General features: G+C 46.2%; 3 protein-coding genes. 1 reads left to right on the top strand and 2 read right to left on the bottom strand.

Going from position 1 to position 18,743, the window contains the following annotated elements:
* Position 1 precedes the first annotated feature (1 nt).
* Together SJY39_RS11280 and SJY39_RS11275 are read right to left on the bottom strand one after the other, a co-directional pair.
* The gene (locus tag SJY39_RS11280) at positions 2-1,351 is read right to left on the bottom strand and encodes an HlyD family type I secretion periplasmic adaptor subunit (RefSeq protein WP_016793661.1); all 1,350 of its coding nucleotides are present in this window, start codon (positions 1,349-1,351) and stop codon (positions 2-4) included.
* 2 nt (positions 1,352-1,353) lie between these two features.
* Positions 1,354-1,716 (bottom strand): hypothetical protein, encoded by a 363-nt coding sequence (locus SJY39_RS11275; protein ID WP_016793662.1) that lies wholly within the window; start codon positions 1,714-1,716, stop codon positions 1,354-1,356.
* Positions 1,717-1,902: 186 nt separating this feature from the next.
* On the opposite strand from SJY39_RS11275, the gene SJY39_RS11270 reads away from it, so the two are divergent.
* Positions 1,903-18,555 (top strand): tandem-95 repeat protein, encoded by a 16,653-nt coding sequence (locus SJY39_RS11270; protein WP_016793663.1) that lies wholly within the window; start codon positions 1,903-1,905, stop codon positions 18,553-18,555.
* Positions 18,556-18,743 lie beyond the last annotated feature (188 nt).

Here is an 18,743-nt window from a genome sequence, read left to right as displayed (position 1 = left end):
ATTACCTCTCATCGAATGCATCTTCGATGGCAGACATCACGGGTTTCGCTGCGTATTCGATCACGCGACGCGAACCTGTTTTTACATCTGCGGTAAATTCCATATAAGGCGATAACTTGTATTGAGTGCCTCCTCGTTCAAGAAAGTTTCGATCAATCTCAATCTCTGCCAAATAGAATTCAGCATCTTCTTCTTCATAGGATGAACGGCTGATTGAGGCGATAGTTCCCTCAACAAATCCATATTTTGCGAAGTTATAGGTATCCATTTTTACTTTCACCGCTTGGCCAATTTCAACAAACCCCATGTCTTTACGCGGGATCTTCGCTTCACCGTGTAGGGAGTTATTGATTGGTGCAATATCAGCGATGCTCTCGCCGGGTGGTATTACCGCAGAGCGGAAGTTGAAGTGTAATTTGTCGACCACACCATCGACTGGCGAGTAGACGATTAAGCGGTCAACCTTGTCGGAATGCTGCGGTTGTAGGATCCGTTTCAATTTGAGATCTTTATTGGCCTGAATGATTTGCGCTTGGTACTCGGAGTTACGGTTCTCAACCAAATCTCGATGTTGTTTCTCGAGTTTGTCGAGCTGGAAACGTTCGTTCATGACCGACTCATCAAGGTTCTCAATCTCACGAACCATATTGGACTCTTGTACTTTCATATTGAGAACGTCTACATAGGAGGCCATCTCTTCTTTATACAGCGTGTTTTTGATGTTGAGTTGTTTACGAATGAGCGAGAGTTGGTTCTCTGAGCTTTTACGACGCTTAAGCATCGACCTAATCAGAGAGTTTTTGTGTTTAATATCATGGGTAATGAGCTCTTCGTTGGAGCGGTTTTTAGAAAACTCTTGTTGCCACGTATTCATGTTAACCTGAACTTGTTCTGGAAATTTTTCGATATAAGAAGCGAAGTTTGGTTCTACCATGTCGCGTAGGCTTTCATAACGAATTTTGTCTAGCTCTAGCTGAGTGATTTCGGTATTCACGGTATCGAGTTGTGTGTTGCGATCTAGTGAGCGAATTCGTGCGATCGGCTGTCCTTCATAAACGACTTCTCCTTTTCGGACTAACATCTCTTCCAATATGCCGCCTTCTAGGTGTTGAACCTTCTCAACGTCAGATTCCAACAACAGTTCACCACGTACAGAAACGACGATGTCGATACGCGCTTGTGATGCCACGGCGATAGCGACTAAAGCGAGTAGAAATATGATGAGCAACGTTTTGTGAACACTGGTCATGGCACTTGCAAGCACAATGGTGTCATCAGCTGTGACCTTAGAAGCCTCATTATTAGAAACGAGCGCTTTTCTTAAGTGATGTTCTATTTGGTTATTGCTCATGACTACCTCGATGACTTGTCATCTATTACTTCCTTAATGTCCAACAAGTGATTGATTTGTCGATTGACGTTGTGCAATTCAGTTTTTACATCCTCTAAAAGATCTTCTGGTGCAGGGAATTCGTGCTTACTCAAATGTTCCAATTTGGCCATTTTGGGTGGCAAGTCTTGATCGCACAGTAAAGTTAAGATGGTCTTTAATCTCTTTGAGTAGTTGTTGAGCTCATCAAAACGGTCACTTTTATGAAGCGTCTCTATGTTGATCGCTGCGTCTGAAAAGTCCTTATAAAAATCGCCTAGTAGCAATTGAAGCCCTTTGTGGTTGTTGTCGATTGAACGCAGCAAACTCGTCATGTCTATCATCATTCCACCGCCGTAATTGCTTTAATCACAATAACTAAGGATGTTTAAAGGTAGTTTTCAAATTTTTTTTGATTCTTTATGTATAAAAAGAAAAATATGAAAAATGTTGTATAAAAACTTGGTTTTTCAAAATGGTGTCCTTTAATGCCTCTAAATACGATCAGTTAGCTAGTAGCAACGGAGGCTGTAATGGCAGGCGAAAATAACCAAAACAACCAAAATGAAGATCTAAATGACGCGGTAGAACAAACGGACACGAACGACGCGGGTACGCCCTCCCAACAGCAGAATCAACAAAATCAACAAAATACGATTGCGTCGACAATTGCGACGGGTGCTGAAAACACGGATGCGGCCGACGAGGTTAATCAGGCTTTAGAAGACAATCCGAGTGGTGCAGGCAATGCTGAAGATGCCTCTGCTTCTGGCGCGGCTGTTCAAGAAGATACAACAGAAAGCGGTAGTGATTCAGATGCTGCTCAATCTAACGTGGTTGATGGTGCAGCAACAGAGACAGGCACAGATGGTGCCACAGCTGGGAGTGGCGGCTCAGGAGCAGGGGCTCAAGCTGTAGGTGGTGGAGAAAGCACGTCTTCTGACGGTGGGACAGATGCGGAAGGTAATGAAGGGCAAGGTCAAGCAGCAACAACATCTGCTTCGCTTAACGCTGATTCTTCTGATTCTGGTGAGCAACAAGCTAATGACGATTTAGATTCACAAACGATAGAAGAGACGTTTGCAGTTGATGTTCAAGCTTCTGATGAAGAGAGCATCAGTGAAGTAGAGGATGACTTTGATTCTGAAACAGTAAGCGAAACGTTCAAAATCCAAGTAGAAAGTGAAAATGATGCGCCAGAAGTAGAACAAGACCTGGCATACATCATGGATGAAGATGGCTCCATAACATTCACTCAAGAACAATTACTCGAATACGCAAGTGATGTTGATGGAGATGAACTGGTTGCTTCTAACGTTCAAGTCGGCGCAGATGCAACGGTTCAAGATAATGGTGATGGCACTTTCACGGTTGTTCCTTCTGCAGATTTTAACAGCGAACTTGATCTAACTTTTGATATCAGCGACGGCCAAGATACCGTAAGCAGCGCAATTGATTTAACGGTTCGTCCTATTAATGACGCGCCTGTACCAGAAGATAAAACCTTTGAAATAGAAGAAGACGGCACACTCATCTTCACTGATGCGGACGTGTTAACAGGTGCTACAGACATTGAAGGCGACAACTTAACGGTTGAAGGTATCACTTATGAAGGTACTGATGGCGTACTGACTGACCTGGGTGAGGGCTCATACAGCTTTGCGCCAAATGAAAACTTCAATGGCGATGTGAGCTTCAGCTTCGATGTATCTGATGGCACCGATACGGTGTCTGCAAACATTGATGTTAGTGTGACTCCTGAGAACGATCCACCAGTTGCGGGTTCTACGTCTTACACCGTAAATGAAGACAATTCGATTACCATTTCTGATGCACAACTATTGGCAACATCTTCAGACATCGAAGGTGATGTATCGATAGACAGCGTGACTTACTCGGGTAGCGATGGTGTCCTTGAAATCAACGGTAATGGTACTTACACCTTCTCACCAAACGAGAATTTCAATGGTGAAATCGCTCTAGATGTAGTGGTTGCCGATGAAGAAGGTGCAACCGATGCCACAACCGCTGGAATTACCGTTCTTGAAGTGAACGATCCGCCAGTTGCAGGCCCAACGTCTTACACCATTGATGAAGACTCAGTACTGACATTCAATGAATCGCAAGTGCTACTTAATGCTTCTGATGTTGAAGGGGACGTTGAGCTTGTTGGTATTAGCTACGATGGCCCAGATGGTATCTTCTCGGTTAATGGCGATGGTACTTGTAGCTTCGCTCCGAATGAGAACTTTAATGGCCAAGTTCAGCTTGATGTGACTATTCGTGATGAAGATGGTGCAGAAGTTGATACTGTCATCAATGTTGATGTTCTGCCAATTAATGATGCGCCAGTATCGGGTGACTTGGCGTACAACGTTAACGAAGATGGTTCAATCACATTGAGCCAAGAACAGTTGCTGTCTCAGGCGTCTGATGTTGAAGGCCAAGACCTAACTGCGAGCGACCTAACGGTTGATGGTAGCGCGACAGTAACCGCTAATGATGATGGTAGTTTTACCATTACACCAGATGCGAACTTCAATGGTGACATTGATATTCAATTCAACCTCAATGATGGTACTGACACGGTTCAAGCAACTGCAGATCTTACTGTTAATCCAGTTAACGATTTACCCGCTCCTCAAGACCAACAATTCAGTATTGAAGAAGACGGTACGCTGCAATTTACTGATGCCGATCTATTGACTGGTGCGAGCGATATTGATGGTGATGACCTAACCGTAGAAGGTATTAGCTATACAGGTGGCGATGGCGTACTGACCGACCACGGTGATGGTACTTATACCTTTGCGCCAAATGAAAACTTCAATGGTGATGTGAACTTCAGTTTCGATGTGTCTGATGGTACAGAAACAGTCAGCGCCAACATTGACGTTAGCGTCACGCCTGAGAACGATCCGCCAGTTGCGGGTTCTACCTCATATATGGTGAACGAAGACAATGCCATTACTATTTCTGATGAGCAATTGTTAGTAAATTCATCTGACGTTGAAGGCGCGGTATCGATTGATAGCGTGACCTACAGCGGCACAGATGGTGTGTTCCAAGACAACGGTGACGGCAGTTATACCTTCCTTCCTAATGAAAACTTCAGTGGTGATATTAGCCTTGACGTGATTGTTGCTGATGAAGATGGTTCGATTGATGAAACCACCGCGGGCATTACCGTTCTAGAAGTGAATGACCCACCGGTTGCAGGTCCAACGTCTTACACCATTGATGAAGATTCTGTTCTTACATTCAGCGAATCTCAGATTTTAGTGAATGCCTCTGACGTTGAGGGCGATGTAGAGCTAGTCGGCATCAATTACGACGGCTCGGACGGAATCTTTATCGTAAATGGTGATGGTACATGTAGCTTTGCACCCAATGAAAACTTTAATGGTCAAGTTCAACTGGGTGTGACCATTAAAGATGAAGACGGCGCAACGGTTGATACTCATATTAATGTTGATGTACTACCTATCAACGATCCACCGACTTCTGGTGAATTGGCTTATACCATTAATGAAGATAGCTCGATCACTCTGAGCCAGGATCAATTGCTAGCTCGAGCGGGTGATATTGATAGCGAAAACCTAGAAGCTATTAACCTGTCGACCGATGAAAACGCGACCATCCAACAAAACGACGATGGCAGCTACACCATTACACCAGACGCAGACTACAACGGTGACCTAGACCTGAACTTCGATATCATCGATAACGACGGTGGTTCAGTTCAAGTTGGCCTAGACATTACCGTGAATCCGCTGAATGACTTGCCACAAGCGCAAGATCAACAGTTCTCAATTGAAGAAGACGGCACACTACTCTTTACAGACGCAGACCTACTCGCAGGAGCATCAGATATTGATGGTGATGAACTGTCGATTGAAAACGTGCTCTACACTGGCGCAGACGGCGTTCTTAGTGATAATGGTGACGGCACATACAGCTTTGCTCCAAACGAGAACTTCAATGGTGAGGTTCAATTCTCATTCGATGTTTTTGATGGCACAGGCTCAACGGCTGCTGTTATTGATGTCAGCGTAACGCCAGAGAACGATCCTCCAGTCGCAGGTTCAACGTCTTATACAGTTCAAGAAGATGGCCAAATCACGATCAGTGATGAGCAGTTATTAGCGAACTCTTCCGATGTTGAAGGTGACGTTGCTCTATCGAGCGTGACTTACGCTGGTGACGACGGTTCGTTTGTTGATAACGGTAATGGTACTTACACCTTTACGCCAAATGAAAACTTCGATGGTGATATTTCACTAGACGTAGTTGTCGTTGATGAAGCCGGTGCAACCGCAACAACAACCGCTGGCATCGATGTTATTGCTGTGAATGATGGACCTGAAACTTCGGACATTCAGGCTGAGGTAGACGAAGATAATTCAATTACCATTACTCAAGAGCAGTTACTTGCGAATGCAACTGACGTTGAAGGTGATGAGTTAACGGCATCTAACTTACAAACCAACGATCCAGACGCAACAATTGTTACTAATGACGATGGTTCATTCACCATCACGCACACAGAGAACTTCAATGGCGAGTTGGACTTTACATACAGCATCAGTGATGGTGACAATGAAGTTCTAACCACACTCGACTTAACGGTTAACCCAGTTAATGATGCGCCAGAAGCGGGCGAAGAAATCTTCATTCAAGCACAAGAAGACCAAACGGTTGGTGTGACGCTTCGTGAAGAGCCGGCACTACGCCTGGATCAAGCACCAGAAAACGGCATCATCGAAGCAAATCTTGACAATGAGTGGGTAGTACTGGAAGTCGGACAAGAAGTGCCTGCTGATACAGAAGTACGCTTTGTTCCAAGTGAGGGTGCTCTGGCTGAAGGAACACATACCACGCAAATTGGTACCTTCGACGATAATGCGAGCGTAGACGATTGGGGCACAGAAGTAGACCCATACACGCGTGAGTTCTCGGATGGCGACTTAACGGTAACGGTTCAAAGTAACGATGATCCACTTGGCGCTTGGAATGGTAACACACACATTGGTCACGGCCTTGGTGATACCGATCGCCAAGGGCTGAGTGGTGATGAAAAACTGACTGTTTCAGTTGAAGGCCAAGACATCAACGAAATCAGTTTCCACCTAGATGGTTTAGGTGGTTGGTTCATGGAAGATTCACGTCACTTTACAGAAGTAGAAATCAAAGCATTCAATGAGGATGGCGACCTAATTGACTCGATGACTTACCACAAAGAAGATCGTGGTGGTTATGAGACTGATTACACGCTTACCGTCTCTGAACCTGTGTCTTACTTTGAACTCGGTACGGTACAAGGAAATGGTACTTACGTCGTTCAAAACATGACAGTGTCACAAACCTGTCATGATGAAGCCGTGTTTACTTCGATTGGTGTAGACGGTTCTGAAATCACTGAAACGGTTGAGTTGAACATCCATGCGGGTGACAACGAAATCGAGCTAACGGCTGATCTTCCAAATATCACTATCGATACGGAAGGTTCTGCTCAGTTTGCTTCTGTTGTGATTACAGAAGAACAGTTACTGGCACAAGCCTCTGATATTGATGGCGACGACCTTGATATTCAAAATCTAGAGCTGGTGGGTGAAAACTCAGAGCATGCAACACTGACTGATAATGGTGATGGTACTTGGACGGTAACACCGGATGAAAACTTCCATGGTGAAATCGAACTGGGTTATCAAGTTACCGATGGTGAATTGACCGACGACAACATCATTAACATTAACTTCGAGTCGGTGAATGATGCACCAATCGTTTCTGGTCCAATGGTGCTATCGACAGACGAAGACCAAGGTATTACTTTCAGTGCTGATGATTTATTGGCGAACACTACAGATGTGGAAGGCGATACGCTGTCTATTTCTGACATCACTTACGGTGGTGATCACGGTGACTTGGTCGACAACGGCGATGGCACGTTTACCTTCATGCCGAATGAAAACTTCAATGGTGAAATCGACATCGATTACAAAGTCTTCGATGGCACCGATGAAGTAGCAACGCACCTAGATCTAACAGTTATACCAGTCAACGATATTCCTGTTCCAGGTGAGCCGCTACACACCCAAATGCTTGAAAACGGCTCCATGATCATCGAAGCGAAAGACCTATTGTCTGGTGCGACCGATGTTGATGGTGACATTCTTCATGTTGAAAACCTACTACTTGCAGACCAAACGCAAGGTACCTTAACGGATAACGGTGATAATACCTTCACCTTCGAGCCTGCAGAGAACTTCTCTGGTGAAGTGAATCTGACCTTCGATATCAGTGATGGTCAAGCAAGCGCGCCAAGCATTGCAACAGTCGACGTTGAAATTGTCAACGAAGGCCCTGAAGTTAGCGGCCCAATTGAAGCGGCGGTTGATGAAGATGGTTCAATCACCATTACGCAAGAGGACTTGTTGGCGAATGCAACCGATGTCGATGGTGACAACCTTGAAGCGGTTAACTTTGCGACCAACGATCCAAATGCGGTTATTGTAGAAAACTCAGACGGTAGCTTCACAATCACACCAAGTGCAGACTTCTTTGGTGAGATTGAGTTCACTTACGATGTCACTGACGCAATTGAGACAGTGGCAGCCGATCTTAACCTGATCGTAAATCCAATCAACGATGCGCCAGACGTTCCAGACATGTCTTTCACAACGGAAGATGGTCAAGCAATCACCATTACCGAAGCTGAACTATTAGCACAAGCGACAGACGTTGAAGGCGATGCGCTGTCTGTTGTGAATGTGACTAGCGCGAGCGACACGGTAGAAGTCACGGACAACGGTGACGGTACATACACATTAACGCCAGAGCAGGGTTTCTTCGGCAATGTTGACTTAACGTTTGATGTGAGTGACGGCACCAACGTGGTGGCTGCAAACATTGACCTAAAAGTTGAGTTCGTCAATGACACGCCAGAAGCGACGCCAATGGTTGCAGATGTCGACGAAGATGGTTCAATTCTCGTTACACAAGAGATGTTGTTGGAAAGCGCGAGCGATCAAGATGGTGATGAGCTGTTTGCGAGTGCGCTGGAAACCAATGATCCAAATGCCAGCATTGTAGACAATGGTGACGGTACTTACACAGTAACACCTTCTGAAAACTTCAACGGTGATATTGCATTTACTTATGAGGTAAGTGACGGAGAGCTAAGCACATCTAATGACATGACATTGACCGTTAATCCGGTGAATGACATTCCAATTGTTGCTCCAGGCATGTATCACATTGAAGAGGATGGCAGCATCCTGTTCACTCAAGAAGATCTGTTGAGTGGTGCGATTGATATTGATGGTGATGACTTAAGCGTTACCAGTATCAATTATTCTGGCGATGAAGGCACAGTCACCGATAACGGCGATGGCACGTTCAGCTTTGTTCCTGAAGAGCACTTTAGTGGTGACCTACAGTTCAGCTTTACGGTTACCGATGGCACAACTGAAGTAGAGCAAGACCTAAACGTTCATATTGAAGCGGTCGCGGATGCGCCAGATCTTGTGATTACCGATGGCGACGGCGTTAACGTTGATGATGAAGCTATTTTGGTTGAGCCTGGCGGCATTGTTGAACTGAACATTGCAGCGGCGCTTGTCGACCAAGATCTATCTGAAACACTGACTGTAACGGTTGATGGTGTGCCGGAAGGTTCTGTCATCCAATACGATAACGAAGGCGTTCTGAATGACCAAGATAACGGTATCACCAGTTACAACGATACTGAAATCACTGTAACGTTTGAAGGTGAAACCGCAGGTTACCAAAACACCGCGGGTTACTACAAAGTTGACGAAGACGGTAACATCACGGGTGTTGAAGTCGTTTATGAAAACGCATCACAAGTTGATGGCGGTGGTGACCTTGTTCCTGGGCAAGATCAGTTCAGCTTCCAAGTCGAGGAAGGTGAGAGTTTCAACTTGTTCTTGATTCCAAACGGACATCAACACAATGACTTTGACGCGATGCAAGACGGTCAGTACGAGTTCCGTGCAGCGGATGGTTCACCAGCGAACATGGACACGGTTGATCCTCAACTTGTCTTTGTTGCTGCAGATGGAACCGAAACCGTAGTGCAAGGGCAGAACGGTGACGCGATCTTCCATGGTGGTTCAAGCTCTCAGCTAAACCAAGATGGTATCGAACATACTCGTACGACGGTTAATGAAGACGGCGAGCTGGTTTACGGCTTTGAAGATTTGTATGGCGGTGGTGACGCTGACTACACGGACTTCAACTTCACAATCGATGTGGGTGAAGTGAACAGCCAAATCTACAGCGGTGAAGTGACGGTTGGTCCTGATGGTACGGTGAACTTACCAACAACGGCAATCGAAAATGCGCTACAAATCCAGTTACCAGAAGACTTCAACGAGCAGCTTGAAGTTCATGTAACCGCAACCGCAACAGAGCTATCGAATGATGATTCTGAAACGGTCTCTCAAACCATCTACATTAACGCGACAGGCGCCCACATTGAACATGCACCTGAAGCACTTCCTGTTGCTGCAACTGTGGAAGAAGATGGTTCTATCATCATTACGCAAGAAGACTTGTTAGCTAATGCTCGTGATCTCGATGGCGACCAGCTGACCGCTCTGAATTTAGCAACTGATGATGAGAGCGTTACGATTACCGATAACGGTGATGGTACTTACACATTAACGCCAGATGCTGACTTCAATGGCGATGTTAACTTCACATTTGATGTATCGGATGGTGATGATGTTGTCTCTACCAATCTTGAGTTAACCGTTTCACCAGTGAATGATGGTCCAGAAGCGCAAGACCAAGCGTTCACAGTTGGTGAAGACGGTGTGTTAACGTTCAATGACCAAGACCTATTAACGGGTGCAACGGACATTGAAGGGGACGACCTAAGTGTTGAAGGTGTGACTTACACTGGCGCAGACGGTGTTCTCACAGATAACGGCGATGGCACATATAGTTTTGCGCCAAACGAAAACTTCAATGGCGATGTGAACTTCTCGTTCAATGTATCAGATGGTACCGATACGGTAACTGCTAACATTGATGTCAGCGTGACGCCAGAGAATGATCCTCCAGTGGCGGGTAGCACGTCTTACACCGTTCACGAAGACAACTCCATTACGATCAGTAACGAACAATTGCTAGCGAACTCTTCAGATATTGAAGGGGAAGTAGCGATTGATAGTGTTACCTATAGTGGCAGTGACGGTGTTCTAGAAATCAACGGTGACGGCACATATACCTTCTCTCCAAACGAGAACTTCAATGGCGAAGTTAGCCTTGATGTGGTTGTTGTGGATGAAGACGATGCAGCCGTATCGACTACCGCGGGTATTACAGTCCTTGAGGTAAACGACCCTCCTGTGGCTGGTCCAACGTCATACACTGTCGATGAAGATTCTGTACTGACCTTCAATGAGACTCAAGTTCTATTGAACGCATCTGATATCGAAGGTGATGTACAGCTCGTCGAGATTAACTACGATGGCCCAGACGGCATCTTCTCCATCAATGGTGATGGCACATGTAGCTTTGCACCGAATGAAAACTTCAATGGCCAAGTACAGTTAGATGTGACCATTCAAGATGAAGACGGCGCTCAAGTTGATACTCATATTACGGTTGATGTCTTACCAATCAATGATGTTCCAGTATCAGGAGACTTGGCATACAGCGTTGAGGAAGACGGTTCGATTACCTTGAGCCAAGAGCAACTTCTATCTCAAGCGAATGATGTAGACGGTGATGACTTAACCGCTTCCAACCTAATGGTTGATGGTGATGCGACGGTTACCGCTAACGATGACGGTAGCTTTACCATCACACCAGATGCGAACTTCAACGGTGATATTGACCTAACGTTCGACATCAACGACGGGGTAGACACACTTGTTGCTACCGCTGACTTAACTGTTAACCCGGTTAATGACTTACCACAACCACAAGATCAAGCCTTCAGTATTGGTGAAGATGGCGTCTTGAACTTCACTGACGAAGACTTGCTAACAGGTGCGACAGACATCGATGGGGATGACCTATCGGTTGAAGGTGTGACTTACACTGGCGCCGACGGTGTTCTTACTGACAATGGCGACGGAAGCTACAGCTTTGCGCCAAACGAAAACTTCAATGGTGATGTGAACTTCAGTTTTGATGTATCAGATGGTACCGATACGGTTCAAGCCAATATTGATGTGAGCGTGACACCAGAGAACGATCCACCTGTTGCGGGTAGCACGTCTTACACGGTTCATGAAGACAACTCAATTACTATCAGTGACGAACAGTTACTTGCCAACTCTTCAGATATTGAAGGTGAGGTCGCGATTGACAGTGTGGCTTACACAGGTGCCGATGGTGTCTTGGAAGACAACGGTAACGGTACGTATACTTTCTCGCCAAATGAAAACTTCAACGGCGAAGTTAGCCTTGATGTTGTCGTTACCGATGAAGAGGGCGCAACTGAAGCAACCACCGCGGGTATTAGTGTACTTGAGGTGAACGATCCACCAGTGGCGGGCAGCACGTCTTACACGGTTCATGAAGATAACTCCATCACGATCAGTAACGAACAATTGCTAGCGAACTCTTCAGATATTGAAGGTGAGTTTGCGATTGATAGTGTGGCTTACAGCGGTGCCGATGGTGTATTCGAAGACAACGGTAACGGTACATATACCTTCTCGCCAAACGAAAATTTCAATGGCGAAGTGAGTCTAGATGTTGTTGTTACCGATGAAGAAGGGGCAACGGAAGCAACGACAGCTGGAGTTACTGTTCTTGAGGTGAATGATCCACCAGTCGCGGGTTCAACCAGCTACTCTGTCAACGAAGACGAAGTTATCACCATCAGTGCCGAGCAACTGTTGGCGAACGCTTCTGATATCGAAGGTGAAGTGGCGATTGATAGCGTTAACTATACAGGCGCTGACGGTATCTTTACTGACAACGGTAACGGCACATTCAGCTTTGCACCGAATGCAAACTTCGACGGTGATGTGAGCCTCGATGTAGTGGTGACAGATGAAGACGGTGCGACAGTTGCCACCAGCGCAAGTATTGATGTTTTGCCAATTAACGATCCACCAGTATCGGGCGACTTGGCGTACAGCATTGATGAAGATGGCTCGATTATTCTGAATCAAGAGCAATTGCTGTCTCAAGCTTCTGATGTGGATGGTGATGAGCTTACGGCAAGCAACCTAAGTGCGGGCGATAATGCAACCGTTGTTGATAATGGTGATGGCACCTTTACGGTAACGCCAGATGCGAACTTCAATGGCGATATCGACCTAAGCTTTGATATTTCGGATGGTACAGAGTCAATTGTGGCAAACGCCGATCTGACGGTAAACCCAGTTAATGACTTGCCAACGACATCTGATGTTTACGCGAACGTTGATGAAGATAATGTCATCACGATCACGCAGGAGCAACTACTTGCGAATGCCGCTGATATTGAAGGTGGTGATCTTGTCGCTTCCGACTTAACCTTGGTGGGAGATGATGCAACGATTGTCGATAATGGCGATGGCACATTCTCGATCACTCCAAGCGAAAACTTCAATGGCTACATCGATGTGGCTTACAGTATCAGCGATGGTGACACACCGATTGCGGCTAACTTAGGTTTGACGGTTGATCCAGTTAATGATGCGCCAATTGTTTCTGCTGATGTTGCGATAACCATTGAAGAAGATGGTTCGTACACCATTACTCAAGAAGAACTCCTACAATTCGCGACTGACATCGAAGACGATGACATGACCGCAATTATCGGAGAGCAGGGCGATGAAACGACCGTAACCGGTACGGTGCTGGATGCTGAAACGGGTAGCCCAGTCGTTGGTGCAGACGTCACAATGACCGATAACGCCGGTCACTCATACACTACGGTGACAGACCAATTTGGTCACTACTCTGTGAGTGGTCCAGTTGTTGACCAAGGTACCGTAACTATTGAACAAGAAGGCTCTATTACCAGCAGCTTCCTTATACCAGCAGGTGAAGATACCAATGGTGGCGTAACCGCAATATCTGAAGTCCTTGAAGAAACAGATATGCGTATCGTCGTGACCTGGGGTGAGAGCCCTCGTGATATGGATAATCACCTATGGCTTTACGATACAGAGAATGGCAATGAGTTAGACCATATCTATTACCGCGATATGAGCCACGACCTTGGTGAAGGCAATGTCGTCCAACAAGATGTTGATGACACAAATGGCGGTGGCCCTGAAACCATCACTATTCCAAATTATCAAGATGCTGACATGCACTATTCAGTACACAACTACACCAACAGAAGTTGGGATGTAGATGGTGTTGAAGATGTGCAGGTTCAGGTGTTTGTTGGCGATACTTTGGTTGAGACCTTTACTCCAGACTTGCCTGACAATCCAACGGGTGAGCATTGGCATGTGTTTGATATCGTTAATGGTGTTGTAGTTCCAAGCCAAGATGTAGGCAGCGAGAATGCGTTTGATTTGCCAACGGCTGAAGAAGCGCTCGCGAATGAAAACGGCATTAATATCTCTGAGTTGCTAACGGGTGATGAAGATGGAGACTCTGGTGAAACGGGTGGTAACGAACCAAGTGTTGGAGACGTCTCAATTGAGAACGCGCTTATCACTGACAATGGTGACGGCACTTACACCATCACTCCTGAAGAGAACTTCAACGGTGAATTCTCGATTAGCTATAACGTGGACGATGGCAACGGTGGTGTTACTCCAGCAGAACTAGACGTCACCGTTACAGCCGTTAACGACCTTTCTGTTATTTACGACCACGACTACACCATTAATGAAGATGGGTCGTTGATCTTTACTGATGAACAGCTATTGGCTGGTGCAACGGATATTGATGGCGAGAACCTTTCTGTCGAATCGGTTAATTACGAAGGTACCGACGGTGTGTTCACGGATAATGGCGATGGTACTTATACCTTTGCTCCAAACGAGAACTTCAATGGTAACGTTGACCTAACTTACGATGTCAGTGACGGTACCGATGTTGTATCGGCAAACATTGATGTGCAAGTTGTCCCAATTAATGACGTACCGGTTGCTGGAACCACTGCTTACAGTGTTGAAGAAGATGGCAGCATTACCCTAAGCGATACGCAACTACTGGCGAACAGTTCAGATGTTGAAGGGGAAGTGTTTGTCAGCGATGTCAGCTACAGCGGCACCGATGGTGTGTTCACTGATAATGGTGATGGTACTTACACCTTTGCTCCAAACGAAAACTTTAACGGTGATATCAGTCTTGATGTCTCTGTAATGGATGAAGATGGCGCAACTGCTGAAACAACTGCAGGTATCGACGTCATTGCTGTTAATGACTTGCCAGTTGCAGGTTCAACGACCTACAGCGTTGACGAAGATAACGTGATTACCATCTCTGAAGCGCAGCTTATTGCGAACAGCTCAGACATTGAAGGTGATGTATCCGTTAGCGACGTTTCCTACTCTGGCGCGGACGGTATCTTCACTGACAATGGTGATGGCACTTACAGCTTCGCAGCAAATGAAAACTTTAACGGCAACATCAACCTTGATGTGACGGTTATTGATGACGACGGTGCAACGGCTCAAACTACTGCGGGTATTGATGTAATCGCAGTCAACGACGCACCAGTATCAGGTGACTTGGCTTACTCAGTCGATGAAGATGGTTCAATCACGCTAAGCCAAGAACAACTGCTTGCTCAAGCATCGGATTTGGACGGCGATGATCTTACCGCGGCTAATCTAACCGCGGGTGATAACGCTACCGTTACGGCAAACGATGATGGTTCATTTACTATTACACCGGATGCCGACTTTAATGGTGATATTGACCTTAGCTTCGACCTTTCTGATGGTACTGAAACGGTTGTTGCAACGGCCGACCTTACTGTGAATCCAGTGAATGACATCGCGGTTGTAGAAGATGTCGCTTACACCATTGAAGAAGATGGTTCACTTACCTTTACAGACGAGCAACTGCTAGCGGGTGCTTCTGATATTGATGGTGATGAGCTTTCAGTTGCTGATGTGTCTTACACTGGCGCAGAGGGTGTGTTTACCGACAATGGCGATGGCACTTACACCTTTGCTCCAAACGAAAACTTCAACGGTGAAGTAAGTCTGGACTTCTCAGTATCTGACGGTACAGAGACGGTTGATGCAAACATCGACGTAACGGTAACAGACGTTAACGATGCACCAGTGGCAGGCGCAACGTCTTACCAAATGAACGAAGATGGCACCATCACATTGAGCCCTGAGCAGTTGATTGCTAATAGCTCAGACGTTGATGGTGAAGTGTCGCTTGAAAGCGTGACTTATTCAGGCTCTGACGGCTCCTTGGTTCAAAACGATAACGGGTCTGTGACCTTCACGCCGAGTGAGAACTTTAACGGTGATATCAGCTTAGATGTGGTCGTGACCGATGACGACGGTGCGACTGCAACAACAACGGCAGGTATCGAAGTTCTGGCTGTGAACGATGGACCAGAATCTGAGGAAGTGGAACTAACCACAGCCGAAGACAGCACCATTCTTATCACACAAGATATGTTGTTAGCTCAAGCTACCGACATCGATAACACCGCAGACGAGCTGTCAGCTTCTGGTCTACAAATCGATCCTAGCTTGGGTGAGTTGTTAGACAACGAAGATGGTACTTGGTCATTTACGCCAAACGAAAATTTCAATGGCGATGTGCCAATGACGTTTAACGTTAGTGATGGCCAAGAGACAATTTCAGTCGACGGTAACATCGATGTCACGCCAGTGAATGATGCACCTGAAGCGCCAATGATTGAGATGCAAGGCGAAGAAGATGTGGTCATGGTGATTGACCCTGCTTACATCGCGGATCAAGTCACAGACCTTGATGGTGACGAGATCAGCATCGAAAGCATCACGGTTCGTGCTCCAGCCAATGCGACCTTAACTCAGCAGCCAGATGGCATGTATCACTTAGTGACTACTCAAGACTTCAATGGCTTGGTAGAACTGGGTTATCAAGCAACTGATGGTGAAGAAGTGGTTGATGGCTCGCTTAATGTGGATGTCATTCCGGTTAACGACGCACCATTTAACGTCGGCAACGCAATGATGACCACAAACGAAGATGGCGCGTTCACCTTTGATGCTGGCGACTTGATGAACTTGTTCGGTGACATTGATACCGCTGACCTTGTGGTTTCACGCATCATCACCGCAGACGGTGAAGATGGCGGAGAAGTAACAGACAACGGCGATGGTACTTGGACATTCACACCAACGGGTGACTTTGCAGGCGTTTCAGACCTACAAGTTGTCGTAAGTGACGGTGAGTTCGAAACGGTTCTCGATGTTCCTGTGTACGTACGTCCTGCCGCAGATGGTGCGGTTATTTCAACTGACCATGACGGTCCATTAGTCTTCGGTGAAGATGAAACGGGTCACTTAGGATTGAACGTTGGCTTAGTCGATGATTCAGAAACACTCAGTAACTTGGTGATGACAGGTTTTCCGGTTGGATTTGAGGTGACGGATGGTGTAAATACCGTGATGATCACCGAGCCGGGTCAATACATCGACCTGTTCGATTGGGATATCTCAAACATTCAAATGACGCCTCCTGAAGACTTCCATGGTGAGTTCTTCGTAACTGTTAGCGCAACAACGGTTGATTACGGAGATGAACCAGAAGCGTTCGAAGATGGCATCGATTCAGGTGATTTCGAAACCCTAGCGGGTGATTCCATCATCCTAACCGCGGACGACCTAATCGGTTTAGCTGAAAATGTGGATGCTGATAGCGATGATGAAGTGAAACTGGTTCATCTAGCAGACCGAAGCCAAGGTGAGATTGTCGATAATGGCGATGGCACCTGGACGTTCACGCCAGCATCAGGTTTTACTGGCGAAGCAGACATTGCTTACGTGATTGATAAAGACGGCGTGCTTCATGATGAGCAAACTGGCGTAGTCGTGAAAGAAGGTGACTCGCGAGAGAATGCAACACCAGAAATTAACAGCATCACAACCACTGAAATAGCAGCGGATACAACCTTGTCGTTCACTGATGAAGACATGTTAGCGAACCTGAGCGATGCAGAAGGCGATAGCTTGAGCATTGAGTCAGTAAGCTTGATGGAAGGTCAGGGCGTAATTGAGAGCGATAACCAAGGTAACTATCAATTCACACCGGCTGAAGACTACACCGGCGATGTTCAAGTTGGATTTATAGCGACCGATGGCGAAAACCGTATCGAAAGCTTCTTCAATGTTGATATACAAGACGCCGAAGAATTAGCCCTAAGCGAAGGCTATGTCTTAGCGGGTGATGGTTCATTAATCATCACAGAGTCACAGCTGGTGGATGAGTTAGGTGTGAGTGATTCTGCACAAGTTGCTGATGTTGCCGACGCGAATGATGCAGGCTTCTTCGCTGAATCAGGCGAAGGTCAGTGGACATACTGGCCAAACGAAGACTTCGATGGCAATTTAGCGATGAATGTTGAAGTCAACGATGGCAGCGAAGTATCAAGCCACAGCTTAAGCATCCAAGTAGCCGATAACTCAGCACAAAGTGATGAACCACCAGTTCAAGCTGCTCAAGTAACAGAAGAGCAACAACTAGATGTGGTTCAGCAAACTGTTGACCAAGTTCAAGATGTTGAAACTGAAGTCGAGAACAGCGTGGCTGATGTTACAGCGGCACCGGGCGATACTATTTCTATCTCGGTTCCAGATGAGGTGAGTGGTAACGAATCGGTTGATTACGCTGATATGTCTGGCTTACCTGAAGGCGCTACTGTGAGCAACGCACTGGATAACGGTGATGGTAGCTTCACAATCAGTGGCAACCTAGATCAGCCTGTATCCGTAGAACTTCCAGAAGGGTACGAAGGTACTAGCGAGGTGCAATTCCAAGGTTACGATGATTTGGGTAGCTCAATAGACGGTGCAAGCGGTTCTGTTGAAGTTGAGATCGACGATCAATACACCATGCAAGGTTCGACGCAAGAACAGCAACCGGACATGGCAGGTATGGAGTCTGGCGGCAGCGACTGGACAAGTTCAGGTGGTCAAGAGCAAGGTGTTGACTTCACCGACGATTCTGGCAGCTTCGATTCAGATTCTCAAACTGGAACTGATCAAGGCAACGACTTAGACCAAAGCCAAATTTAACCCAATGAGTTCAGTCGTCTTTTGAACTAAGAAGCAAATAGGCGCATAACGTTGCGTTTATTAAAGCCATGCAGAGAGGGTTTGCATGGCTTTTTATTTGTCATTTATTGTTCATTATTCTCATTTAAAAACTGCTATAAAAAACTGGACATTAAAACTTGTGAACGAATAAAAGTGTCCTTAATTAT

This window comes from Vibrio sp. R78045, from assembly GCF_042466085.1.
GTDB lineage: Bacteria > Pseudomonadota > Gammaproteobacteria > Enterobacterales > Vibrionaceae > Vibrio > Vibrio cyclitrophicus.
The sequence above is the reverse complement of the archived record's forward strand: the minus strand, read 5'-3'. Positions and strand labels throughout refer to the sequence as shown.

What these genes read in the sequence shown, in the direction of transcription:
- SJY39_RS11275 (WP_016793662.1), bottom strand. Translation starts at nt 1,716, where the DNA reads ATGATGATAGACATGACGAGTTTGCTGCGTTCAATCGACAACAACCAC.
- SJY39_RS11270 (WP_016793663.1), top strand. Translation starts at nt 1,903, where the DNA reads ATGGCAGGCGAAAATAACCAAAACAACCAAAATGAAGATCTAAATGAC.
- SJY39_RS11280 (WP_016793661.1), bottom strand. Translation starts at nt 1,351, where the DNA reads ATGAGCAATAACCAAATAGAACATCACTTAAGAAAAGCGCTCGTTTCT.